Annotated in this window: 12 protein-coding genes and 1 pseudogene; all 13 read right to left on the bottom strand. The window is 47.7% G+C overall.

Annotated elements, in window-relative coordinates; translation table 11 throughout:
* Window positions 1-5: 5 nt before the first annotated feature.
* The 13 genes and pseudogenes from DWV34_RS01545 to def all read right to left on the bottom strand — a co-directional run bounded on the left by DWV34_RS01545 (window position 6) and on the right by def (window position 12,078).
* Window positions 6-1,034: a sugar kinase gene (locus tag DWV34_RS01545; RefSeq protein WP_006567653.1), complete on the bottom strand. Its 1,029-nt coding sequence runs from the start codon at window positions 1,032-1,034 to the stop codon at window positions 6-8.
* Between the two features lie 11 nt (window positions 1,035-1,045).
* Window positions 1,046-2,008 (bottom strand): bifunctional 4-hydroxy-2-oxoglutarate aldolase/2-dehydro-3-deoxy-phosphogluconate aldolase, encoded by a 963-nt coding sequence (eda, locus tag DWV34_RS01550; RefSeq protein WP_118475100.1) that lies wholly within the window; start codon window positions 2,006-2,008, stop codon window positions 1,046-1,048.
* A complete protein-coding gene (locus tag DWV34_RS01555) occupies window positions 2,001-2,969 on the bottom strand; it encodes a C-terminal binding protein (RefSeq protein WP_009289382.1) in 969 nt (322 codons plus the stop codon). The genes eda and DWV34_RS01555 overlap by 8 nt, the downstream gene beginning before the upstream one ends.
* A gap of 13 nt (window positions 2,970-2,982) precedes the next feature.
* A pseudogene (locus DWV34_RS01560) lies at window positions 2,983-3,746 on the bottom strand (SDR family oxidoreductase).
* 102 nt (window positions 3,747-3,848) lie between these two features.
* Complete coding sequence (locus DWV34_RS01565; protein ID WP_006567657.1) at window positions 3,849-4,610, bottom strand: IclR family transcriptional regulator; 762 nt, start codon at window positions 4,608-4,610, stop codon at window positions 3,849-3,851.
* A gap of 64 nt (window positions 4,611-4,674) precedes the next feature.
* Window positions 4,675-6,054, bottom strand: coding sequence for an APC family permease (locus DWV34_RS01570; protein ID WP_006567658.1), 1,380 nt, complete (start codon window positions 6,052-6,054; stop codon window positions 4,675-4,677).
* Between the two features lie 23 nt (window positions 6,055-6,077).
* A complete protein-coding gene (locus tag DWV34_RS01575; RefSeq protein ID WP_022261259.1) occupies window positions 6,078-7,232 on the bottom strand; it encodes a pyridoxal phosphate-dependent aminotransferase in 1,155 nt (384 codons plus the stop codon).
* Window positions 7,233-7,256: 24 nt separating this feature from the next.
* Complete coding sequence (locus DWV34_RS17505; RefSeq protein WP_022261258.1) at window positions 7,257-7,601, bottom strand: zinc-binding dehydrogenase; 345 nt, start codon at window positions 7,599-7,601, stop codon at window positions 7,257-7,259.
* Entirely contained in the window at window positions 7,602-8,078 is a 477-nt protein-coding gene (locus DWV34_RS17510) for a zinc-dependent alcohol dehydrogenase (protein ID WP_009289387.1), read from the bottom strand.
* Window positions 8,079-8,340: 262 nt separating this feature from the next.
* Window positions 8,341-9,999, bottom strand: a complete 1,659-nt coding sequence (gene ilvD / locus DWV34_RS01585) for a dihydroxy-acid dehydratase (RefSeq protein ID WP_039930278.1) — start codon at window positions 9,997-9,999, stop codon at window positions 8,341-8,343.
* 326 nt (window positions 10,000-10,325) lie between these two features.
* Window positions 10,326-10,997 carry a FadR/GntR family transcriptional regulator gene (locus tag DWV34_RS01590; protein WP_022261257.1) on the bottom strand — a complete coding sequence of 224 codons (672 nt, stop codon included), beginning with the start codon at window positions 10,995-10,997 and terminating at the stop codon, window positions 10,326-10,328.
* Between the two features lie 42 nt (window positions 10,998-11,039).
* Window positions 11,040-11,624 (bottom strand): GDSL-type esterase/lipase family protein, encoded by a 585-nt coding sequence (locus DWV34_RS01595; RefSeq protein ID WP_009289390.1) that lies wholly within the window; start codon window positions 11,622-11,624, stop codon window positions 11,040-11,042.
* Window positions 11,617-12,078, bottom strand: coding sequence for a peptide deformylase (gene def / locus DWV34_RS01600; RefSeq protein WP_009289391.1), 462 nt, complete (start codon window positions 12,076-12,078; stop codon window positions 11,617-11,619). The genes DWV34_RS01595 and def overlap by 8 nt, the downstream gene beginning before the upstream one ends.
* Window positions 12,079-12,082: the final 4 nt, after the last annotated feature.

Genomic DNA, 12,082 nt, shown 5'->3' on the forward strand with positions numbered 1-12,082 from the left:
ATATGCTATCTCACGACTCTGCCGGCGCCCCCGCCCGATGCCAGAGTCTCAATCTCTGCTGCCCGGGCATAATTCATATCTCCGGGTATCGTATGTTTGAGTGCCGCCGATGCCGTGGCAAATTCCAGCGCCCGCTGAGGTGTCCAGCCCTCCGTGATCCCGTGGATGAACCCTGCGGCAAACGCATCTCCTGATCCTACCCGGTCAACAATGTGTACCATATACCGTTTTCCCCGGTAAAGGCCGAAATCCCCCGCAGCTTCCGCTCCATAACTGTTATCAGAAGCAGAAATGCTCTCCCTGAGAGAGCTGATCAGATACGTGAATCCATATTGTCTTCTTACTCTCTGCATATGTTCTTCATCTACACAGTCCTCATAGTCTCCGCTGATAAAATCCATGCCTGCCTCTTCATATCCGAGCACCAGCGCCGCATCCCTTGCATTTCCAAAACAAATGTCCACATAATTCATCAGTTCCCGCATGATACCCTGCTTTTCTGGGATATTCTCTGTCCAGAGTTTGGCCCGGTAGTTGAGGTCAAAGGAAACCGTAATCCCCATCTCTTTGGCTGTTTTCAGTGCCTGAAGAGTGATCTGCGCCGCATTTTTGCTGATAACCGGAGTGATCCCCGATGTATGCAGCCAGGATACATCCGAAAGCAAGGATTTCCAGTCAAAATCCGACGGCACCGCCTCTGCCATGGAAGAACCTGCACGGTCATAAATTACACTGGACGGCCGCACAGAAACTCCGTTTTCCAGAAAATAAATGCCGAGTCTTGGACCGCCGTAACTGATCCCGGAGCAGTCCACTCCGGATTTCCTCAGCACGGCTGCCGCACATTCCCCGACGGCATTGTTCGGAAGCTTTGTCACGTAGGAGACCTCATGTCCAAAATTAGACAGCCCTGCCGCAATATTGGCTTCCGTACCGCCGTAAGTCACATCAAATGAAGAGGCCTGAATGAATCTTTGGTTTCCCGGAGGCGAGAGTCTCAGCATGATCTCCCCGAACGTCATTATTTTTCCCATTGTATCACCCCTTATTTCTGGACCAGATGGACTGCAAATCCCCCGATCTCCTCTCTGAAATAGACAGCTCCAAGGGTCCCATCCATTTTATACACTGCGCTTTCTTCCCTGAATGAAAAACCTCTTCTTTTAAAATAACTTAGTGCCCTTCCGGCATCGTTCGTCCTCACCGCAATGTGGCCTTTCTCCCCAAAAAACGGGCTCTTCATAGCCTCAATATAACTTCCCGCAAAAATGGAATTATCGTTTTCACTCTTCTGGAATCCAAAAACAGACTCAAACATTCCGGCGGCGAGCATGGCTTCATCCCGATTCTTCATGTTCAGCCCTATATGGGCAAGTTCAAAACCAAGCATCTCATGGACCGCCTTTTTAGCCATTTCCCTGATTGTGATAAAATCGCCTTTCTCGATGAGGTTTTCCGGTACCATAAACGAACCTCCACAGGCCGCAACCTGTTTAAGCTCCAGATATTCCCCCATGTTGGCTTCCGTAATTCCTCCGGTAGGCATAAACTTCATCCCGGAATAAGGTCCTGACAGAGATTTTAACATCCTGACCCCTCCTGCAGCCTCTGCCGGAAAGAATTTCACAAGATGAAGTCCATACTTCATTGCCTGCTCTACATCCGTAGGACTTGAACATCCCGAAATCACAGCAATGTTATGCCCTATACCGTATTCAACGACCTCATGGTTAAAACCCGGACTGACCATAAACTTTGCTCCGGCTTTGGCTGCCTCCTCTGCCTGTCCTTTCATAATAACCGTACCTGCCCCCACAAGCATCTCCGGGCAGGCTTTTGTCATTCTTCGGATCGATTCCACACAGGCATCGGTGCGGAAAGTCACCTCGGCACAAGGTATACCCCCCTCACATAAGGCTTTTGCCAAAGGTTCCGCTTTCTCAGCGTCTTTCAGGCTGATCACCGGCACAATTCCGATACTCTCAATCTCGCGCAGCAGCTCATTCATGGTATCTGCCTCCTTCGATCCGGTTGACCGGGTAATGGATCGCTTCTCCCTTTGCAAACCGCACGGCCTCCTCGGCCGCTTTTCGCTTAAGTTCCATAGCCGCCTCCTCAGAATACCACGCCATATGCGGGGTCACGATCAGATTCTCATTCTCGAAGATGGAAGAATCCGTCATCATAGGCTCCGATTTCATACAGTCAAGAGCTGCCCCTGCGATCACTTTCTCCTTTAGTGCACGGTCAAGGTCTTCTTCATTGATGATCCCTCCTCTGGCTGCATTGACGATGACCGCTGAATCCTTCATTACCCTGAATGCCTCCATATCAAACAGATTCTGGTTTCCGTCTGCCGGACAGTGAAGAGAAACGGCATCGGACTGCTTCAGCAGTTCTTCAAAGCTGACGGCCTCTGCATTTCCGATCCGTTCACCCTGATTTACCATGGGATCATATCCGATCACCCGGAATCCGAGAGCTGCTGCTTTCTCAGCAAAATTTCTTCCGATACGGCCCAGACCGACAACCCCCACGGTCTGTTCAGAAAACCGGCGGATCGGGATCGACTGCGTATAATCCCAGCCAGTCGTCTTTGTAAACCGGTTCATCTGATCAGTTTTTCTGAGCATCATGAGAAGCAGAGCCAGTGCGTGGTCTGCCACCTCATTCATTCCGTAATCCGGTACATTTCCAACCTGTATCCCATACTCCGCTGCCGCTTTCAGATCCACAGTATCCACGCCGACCCCGTATCTCACCACATATTTAAGCTCCGGCAGTGCCTTCATAACCTTTTCCGAAATATTGGCATACTGAACGATAAATATGTCTGCCCCGGCGCACTGTTCAATCACTTCATCTTCTGTTCTGGCACATGTGAGTTTAAATTCAATCCCCGCATCAGACAGGACTTTCGTCTCGATATCAATGTTTTCATGATCGCAGTCTGTAATAATCACCTTCATAATCAGTCTCCTCCTATCTCACCAAATATCCCCCATCTACCGGGATCACCGCGCCGTTCAGATAATCGGAACACTCCGATGCCAAAAAGACACACGGTCCCTTCATATCTTCGTCGGTCCCCCATCTGTGGGCAGGAATCCTGTCCGTGATCTCTTTGTTTCTCGGATTTTCAGGGTCCAGAAGCGCCGTATTCATCTCCGTAGCCATATAACCCGGCGCCAGCGCATTGACATTGATCCCCTTCTCGGCCCACACATTGCAGAATGCCTTTGTGATCTGTGCCACTGCCCCCTTAGATGCCGCATAGGCCGACACTGTATACCCTCCGAAAAAAAAAGCATCGACGCAATATTAATGATCTTTCCTTTTGTCTGCTGGACCATAAACTGTTTTGCTGCCATCTGACACAGGGAAAATACCGCCGTCAGATTCACATCCAGCACAAACTTCCAGTCTTTCATGGGAAATTCTTCGCTCTTATGCCGCCTCTGTACTCCCGCTCCGTTGACGATAATATCCAATGTTCCTCCGAGAAGCTTCACCGCTTCTGAAAATGCCTGCTCCCTCTCCTTGTCATCTGCAATGTCTGCGATCACAAAACTGCACTGAAATCCTCTGTCTGTCATCTCTTGAGCCGTCTTTTCAGCCCCGGGATTAATATCTATAATACAGACAGATGCCCCTGCTTCCATCAATCCCTCTGCCATACCGAGACAGAGTCCTCCTGCCGCGCCCGTCACGATGGCGCGTTTCCCGGTCAAATCTAAATATCCCATGTTATCTCCTTCCGCACATGTCAACATACAAAATATATCTTTTCTACATGTTTTTTACATCCGAAAGGTGCACAGTGCCGCGTTTTTCACAGCACCTTACTCTTAATTTCCGCTGATCAGCTCTGACACGATCTGCTTTGTCTCCCAGAGTTTCTCCTGTATCCGTGTCAAATTATCTTCTTTTGTCCTGGTGACCGGGGCTGAAATACTGATTCCATAATTATAGATTCCCCTGTAATCCCGGACGCTGACGCCGACACAGCACAGTCCCGCTTCCCGTTCTTCCCAGTCATACGCAAATCCGGTTTCTCTCGCTTCCTCCAGCTCTTTTAACAGCTGGTCCAGACTCTGAATAGTATGGGGTGTGAAGATGACATTTTCTCCCTGATTCCAGATCTTCCTGACTTCCTCCTCAGGAAGTTCCGCGAGGATTGCCTTTCCCACTGCGGTGCTTGACATCTCAAGCTCCAGTCCTATGTAAGATCCTGTGGCAAAAATGTTTGCCGTCGGAAGTACCTTGTCGATATAACGGATCTTATTTCCCGCCCTCTGGACAAAATGTACTGTCTCTTTACAGTCCTCTGAAAGCTGCTTCAAATAAGGGTGCACCAAACGAACTACATTGTTTCTTTCCTGCACATAGTTGCCCATCACAAGCAGACGGTATGTGAGAAAATATTTTTCTGTTTCTTTTTCCTGCTTTACATATCCAAGCTCTGCTAAAGTGTTGATGATCCTGTGGACCACCGTCACCGTAAGTCCTGTCTCATGGTGGATTTCCCGAATCCCCATGGTCTCATTCTTTGCCATCAGCTCTATGATCTGAAATGCTCTCTCCACAGACTGTACTGTTTCTTTCGCCATAATACCCTCCTAATTCTCGACTATTACAGCTATTATACCACAATCTGCAGTTTCATTACACAGATCACAGATCCCCGGTTTCTCCTTTGCTGTCTTCATCCAAATGACTCAGATCCTTAAATTTATCCTTTCTGGACAGATAAATCGGAAGGCCCAGCAAAGTAAGTCCTACGCCTATCAGCGCATTGACCGGCTGTGTAAAGACTGTAATGATTACTACAAACAGTCCTCCCAGGATAGCCAGAATAGGAATCAGCGGATAAAGCGGGGTTTTATAAGGCCTCTTGAGGTCCGGCTCATCCCTCCTTAACTTGATCACGCCATAAAATGCTATCGTATAGAAGATCCAGATAACAAACATACACATATCGGTCAGAGAGTTATAAGAACCTGAAATGATCATAATAGAGGTCACTGCCAGCAGGAAAATACCGCTTACAACCGGAGTTGCATACTTCGGATGCAGATAGGCAAACTGTTTGCTGAACGGCAGCTTATTCTGCACTCCCATGGCATAGGGGATTCTCATACCCATCATAATATTACTGTTTAAAGTACCAAATACTGCAATCAAAATGCCCACTGTAATCAGCTTGGCACCCATATTGCCTCCCATCAGTTTAGCTGCAACGTCTGCTGCCGGTGTAGCCGTATTTGCCAGCTGGTCTGCCGGTATAACGAGAAGGTAACCGATGTTGATAACTGCATATACGAGTATGACAATACTGAGTCCCAGCACAATGGCCTTTGGAAGGTCTTTTTTCGGATTCTTCATTTCACCTGCCGCATTTCCCACATGAATCCACCCGTCATAGGCATACATACAAGTCAGCATTCCGGTGGCAAAGATGGCAATAAACGAGTCTCCTCTCTGAATAAACGGCGTCAGATTTTCCGGACTGCTCTGTGTGGATGTAAAAGCCATCAGGATAATGACAGCCAGAGGCACAAGTTTTGCAACAGTAAATACATTTCCGATCATGCCTCCTACATTTGCCCCCAGGCAGTTGCAGACGATCAGGAAAAATACCATGAAGATGGCGAACGGAATCGTATATTTATCACTAACCCCGATAAGTTTCAGCGCCTGTATAGAAAAAATGGTTCCTAAAGCTCCTACATTGGCCGGCCAGAAAACAACGGATTCACACCATCCAAGCAGATAGCCGAGTCCCTGTCCGAAACATTTTTCCACCCAGGATACCAGCCCTCCCGTCTTTGGAATGGATGCGGCAAGCTCTGCGGTAGTTAGTCCTCCGAACAGTGTAATTAGCCCTGCGAACACCCAGATCAGAAGCCCGATCCCCGGTGCTCCGCCGGTAATCGTATAGACTGCCTGCGGTTTGAAAAATACTCCGGAGCCAATGACCATGCCGATGACCGACAGCATAACCGTACTAAGTCCAAGACTTCTTTTTAACTGTGTATTTGATTCATTTTTCATTATTCAATATCCTCCTTTCCCCTTTACAGGCTCTCTACAAACTTCTGTATTCTTTCCATTCCTTTTCTGATCGTCTCCACGGAAGTCGCATAGGAGATCCTTATATAACCTTCTCCCTGCTCTCCGAATGCAGATCCGGGTGCAACCACGACTCCCTCCTGATTCAGCAGCCGTTCTGCAAACTCCTCAGATCCAAGTCCTGTCTTCTTAATGTTAATGAAAGCATAGAAGGCTCCCTTCGGCGGTCTGCAGGAAATCTTTTCGATATTCTCAATACATTCCAGAAGTACCTTTCTTCTCTCTGCATACTGGTCATGCATCTGTTTTATGGATTCCTGCCCGCTGCTGATCGCCTCTACCGCACCGTACTGGGCAAATGTGGTGACGCAGGAAGGTACATTTTCCTGAAGTTTTGGCATCAGACTCACAATCTCCCTCGGTCCTGCCAGATATCCGATCCTCCATCCTGTCATAGCATAGGTCTTTGAACAGGAATCAATGTAAATTGTTCTGTTTTTCATGCCGTCCAGAGATGCGATATTCACATATTCACCCTCATACAGCAGATGTTTGTAAACCGCATCATAGACCACATACAGGTCGTGTTCCAGAGCCACTCTTGCAATATCTTCCATGACTTCCCGTCCTGCCACTGCCCCCGTAGGATTGCACGGAGAATTGAGCAGTATGGCTTTTGTCTTGTCTGTCACTGCTTTTGAAAGCCCCTCATAGGTAAAATTAAAACCATTTTCTTCGTACACGGGAACCGGCACCGGCACCCCGTGATTCATGCTGATCTGCCCATAATAATTTGCATAGCACGGGTCTGAAATAAGCACTTCATCCCCCGGATCCAGGAGGGTAGCCATGCTCAGATACAGGGCCTCCATGCCTCCAGTACATACAAGGATTTCATTTTCCGGATTATAGGCCACATGATCATACTTCTTTGTTTCTCTGGCAATAGCCTGTCTTAAAGGCAGAATTCCGGAGTTGTCCGTGTAATGGGTCTGTCCCTCTTCCAGTGCTTTTTGTGCCGCCTTTATTACATTTTTAGGTGTGTCAAAGTCCGGTTCTCCAAGAACAAAACTGATGGTATTTTCTTTATTCTTTGCCAGGTCAAACATCCTCCTGATGCCTGACTGCGGCAATAAAGTTGCATCTGATAACTTCTTCATTTTCTGACCCCCTGTCATCAACCTTCATTTTTCATACTGCAGATTGACTGCATGGGGCTCTTTATGTACGCCGGTCAGACAGATCCTGCCTCCGATCCGGCATATCTTTGTCATCTGTGCCGCCGCCTGAGCAGAACCGCTGCACTCAAACACTGTATCAACACCGGCTCCATCTGTCTGTTGTTCTATGTACTCTTCCAGGTTATGATCTTGTACATTCACCGTTTCAAGTCCGAATTCTTTGCAGATGTCCAGCCTTTGCTGATCTACGTCAGAAATAATGATTCTGGAAGCTCCCGCATGTTTTAGTACAATTCCAGTGAGTACTCCGATCGGTCCTGCCCCGATGACCGCCGCTGTATTCAGCATTTAAAAATCTGCCTGGTGCATCGTCCTTATGATCACTGCCAAAGGTTCAATCACTGCTGCCGCCTTATCCGTGATACCGTCATCAAGCTTAAACAATACATCCTCATCGCAGCAGATAAACTCCGCGATTCCCCCGTCCACATCGATTCCGATCAGCTTTAAAGTATCGCACACATGAGGGATCCCATTGGCACAGGCAAAGCATTCCCCGCAGGATAAGAGCGGATACGGCGCAACCCTGTCACCCTTTTTGAATTTTTTGCTGTCCTCTGCAGTTTCTTCTATGATGCCGATAAATTCATGCCCCAGTACAAGCGGTGCCTTTGCCCTGGGATGTTTTCCTGAAAAAATCCCGATGTCAGAACCGCATATACCACAGTAATGCACCTTTATGCGCACCTGTCCCGGCCTTAGTTCAGGAAAAGGTTTCTCCTGAACTTCCACCTTTCCAGGTCCGGCATAAACTAATGTTTTCATACTGCCTCCTTTCACTTGTTCCGTTATCCGGAACACTGTTTCTTAATTGCAACTACATCATAGAAGAATCATTTCAGGCTGTCAATCATTAAGTTCATTTTCCACAATTTAACCAAGACATTAAGGAACAATAGCTTCATTTCAATCTAATATTTGGTTAATTCCTCTAATTAACTTTTGTGCGTCATCTCTTTTTATAGACGCAAAAAAGATGACAGAGGTTCCAAAAAACCTCTGTCATCTTTATATTTCCCAAATAGTATTACTCTAAAATGGCGCCTGTGCTGCCTGATGTGACACTTCTGGCATACCTTTTCAAGTATCCGTTTTTTAATTTCTGCTGTCTTGGCTGCCATCTGCTTTTTCTGTTTTTGATCTCTTCCTCATCTACCAGAAGCTGGATTTTATGGTCAGGGATATTGATTTCAATGAGATCCCCTTCTTCCACAAGTGCAATGGTTCCTCCTACGGCTGCCTCCGGCGAAACATGGCCGATGGCCGCTCCTCTTGTAGCGCCTGAGAATCTGCCGTCCGTGATCAGTGCCACGCTGTCTCCAAGACCGCTGCCCATAATAGCAGAAGTAGGATTCAGCATTTCACGCATACCTGGTCCCCCTTTTGGACCCTCATACCGGATGACCACTACATCTCCGGGTTCGATCCTGCCGGCATAGATTGCTTCAAGGGCTGCTTCCTCACCATCAAAGACTCTTGCTCTTCCACTGTGGCAGAGCATCTCTTCTGCCACCGCAGACCGCTTCACCACACATCCTTCCGGCGCCAGATTGCCTTTTAAAACAGCAATCCCTCCGGTCCTGCTGTATGGGTCCTCTGCAGGCCGGATCACCGTTTTATCCCTTATTTCTTTTCCTTTGATATTCTCAGCCACTGTCTTTAAAGTACAGGTAAGCAGATCCGTGCGGATCAGTCCCAGTTTATCCAGCTCATGCAGAACTGCAGGAATGCCGCCGGCTTCGTTCAGGTCTTCAACATAGCTCTCTCCGGCCGGCGCCAGATGACACAGATTCGGTACTTTTTCCGAAATAGCATTCGCCATGGTTAAGTCCATTCGGATTCCGCACTCATGGGCAATAGCAGGAAGATGGAGCATGCTGTTTGTGCTGCATCCCAAAGCCATATCCACTGCCAGGGCATTTTCAAATGCCTTCTCAGTCATAAGATCCGATGGCCTGATCCCCTTCTTCACCAGCTTCATAATCTGCATGCCCGCTCTCTTGGCGAGACGAATCCTCTCAGAGTAAACAGCGGGTATCGTTCCATTTCCCGGTAGTCCCATACCCAGCACTTCGGTCAGACAGTTCATGCTGTTGGCCGTAAACATACCGGAACAGGAACCGCAGGTGGGACATGCCTTTTGTTCACACACCCTGAGTTCCTCTGCTGTGATCTCACCTGTCTGATGTCTGCTCACTGCTTCCGATACCGTGGAATAGCTGATCCTCTTTTTCTTCATGGTTCCTGCCAGCATCGGCCCGCCGCTTACAAAGATAGACGGAATATTAAGCCTTGCCGCCGCCATTAAAAGTCCCGGCACATTTTTATCACAGTTTGGTATCATCACAAGTCCGTCGAAAGGATGGGCCTCGGCCATAGCTTCCGTGGAATCGGCAATCAGTTCTCTGGTCACCAGAGAATATTTCATTCCCTCATGTCCCATGGCAATGCCGTCGCATACGGCGATAGCCGGAAATACAACAGGCACTCCTCCTGCTAAAGCCACCCCCTGCTTAACTGCCTCCTCAATTTTATCCAAATTTCGGTGTCCCGGGACAATTTCATTTTTTGAGCTGACAATACCGATCAGCGGCCGTTCCATTTCTTCTTCCGTGAAGCCCAGAGCATACAGCAGAGAACGCTGCGGGGCTGATTTATCACCTTGTTTTATGCGGTCACTTCTCATCATAATAACCTCCTCTTAATTTAAGACATCATACCTCTTGTTTGTCGTATTATAATTCATATGATGTCTTATGTCAATATATACATAGTATCTATTTTCTAAAGAATAAAGTGGGCAAGCCTATCTCAGCTCCCCAACACTACCTCTTTGAAGGGCTTGACAACTTTGCGTACCAGATGCGGTTTGACGTAGTCAAATGATTTCCTTGCGCATCTGTGTACAACCCGCGGAGCGTTTTTTATTACTCAGGAAACACTTTCACACATTAGCGTGACAAGGTCTTTCCTAAGTAATAAAAAAAGAAGGCCTGCGCCTTCTCTTGAACTTTATATTTTTAATTCTTTCATTGCATGTAGGATATGAATCCTCATAGCGCTCCTGGCTCCCTCCGCATTTCTGGCTTCCAGAAACTCCATGATCAGCTGATGATCCTTTAAGGTATCCTGTACCGCCATCTCTTTCTGCCTGGACAGCGTGACTCCCTCTCCGATTCCCTGATAGATCACAGGCATCAGCTGATTCATAAACTCATTGTGAGTAGCCTTCGCAATGGATCTGTGAAACATCTGCTCTTCATTTGTCCGGTCTTCCTTCTTCCGGATCTTTTCTTCCACCTGACGCCCGAAAGAAAGAATCCGGTCAAGTTCCTTGTCACTGGCTCTCAAAGCCGCATAATAGGCCACTTCCGGCTCGAAGATCAATCTCATCTCATAGAGCTCCCTAGCATTCACCTTGACATCTTTCAAAGGCGTGAGCAGCTTCACATCATCCGTGTCGATATCCTGTTTCACAAATGTCCCCCGGCCCCTTTGAATCTCCAAAATACCATTGGCGACCAAGGCCCGGACCGCTTCCCGAAGTGTCGTCCTGCTGATCTCCATCTCCTGTGAGAGTTCGTTTTCATTGGGCAGTTTATCACCGGGCAGAAACCGTTTTTCAACCGTGATCATCGCAAGGATCTCCTCTGCCGCACTGTCTGAAAGCCTTTTTTCTCCCATATTTTTCTCCTTTTCCGTCTCAGGCACATTTTATCCACAATTCTATCTCAGGAATTTTTCCGCTGTCAACACTTGGGACAATACCTTCCACACCTGTTTATATCCCTCTCTGCTGAGATGAACACCATCTACCGTATAAGAAAGCGGCAGTTCTCCATCCTCCCCGATTAATTCCCGGTAAACATCCACATATGGTATTTCTTTTTCCCCGCAAAGTCTCTCAATTTCTGAATTAACAGCCTGTATCTCTTTGTTTGACTTCCCTTCTGACCAGAAAGGAATTCCATTTCCTGTTTTTTTCGTATACATTGGATACAGTGATTCGATACAAATCCTTGTCCCCGGGAGTTTCTCCAAAATCCGCTCTGCCGTCCTCAACAGCTGACCGGCTATCACCTCTGCGCCCCGGTAAAAAGGAAGCAGATAATCATTGGCCCCGCCCTGCATTAGAACTAAATCCGGTCTCAGCGAAACCACATCCATCTCTGCCCTGGCAGCCATCTCCGGCACTGTATTGCCCGCCTCACCTCTGTTATAAACCTGCGCCTCCACATCTTTAAACAATTCCATAGGAAAGTAGTCGGTGAGAGAGTCACCGAACAAAACGAGGACCTTTTCTTTACTCATCGATTCCTACGTATTCATATACTTTATCTATGAATACTTCTCCATCCAAATGATCGATCTCATGGCAGAAACACTTTGCCATCTCACCTACCACCGTATAAGATACTTCATGTCCGTGTTCATCCAGCGCTTCTACCGTCACTTTGGCCGGACGAATAGTTTTACCGAAACGGTTCGGAAAACTTAAACACCCTTCCACACACTCCTGTGACCCGCTGCTCTCAACGATCACAGGGTTTACCAGTTTTAAATAATACCCTTCATGGTCAATGACGATCATTCTCCTTAGAATACCGGCCTGGTTCGCAGCCAGTGCCGCCCCGTTTTCTGCACTGTGCAGAGTATCCATGAGATCGTCAAGCTGCTGTCTTGCCTTGTCATCCACCTCAGGCACCGTCTTACACTTTTTCTTTAATATCGGATCATTTCCGGTACGGATCTTTCTGACAGCCATTTCA

The sequence above is a fragment of the Anaerostipes sp. AF04-45 genome, assembly GCF_003461725.1.
Classification (GTDB): domain Bacteria; phylum Bacillota; class Clostridia; order Lachnospirales; family Lachnospiraceae; genus Anaerostipes; species Anaerostipes caccae.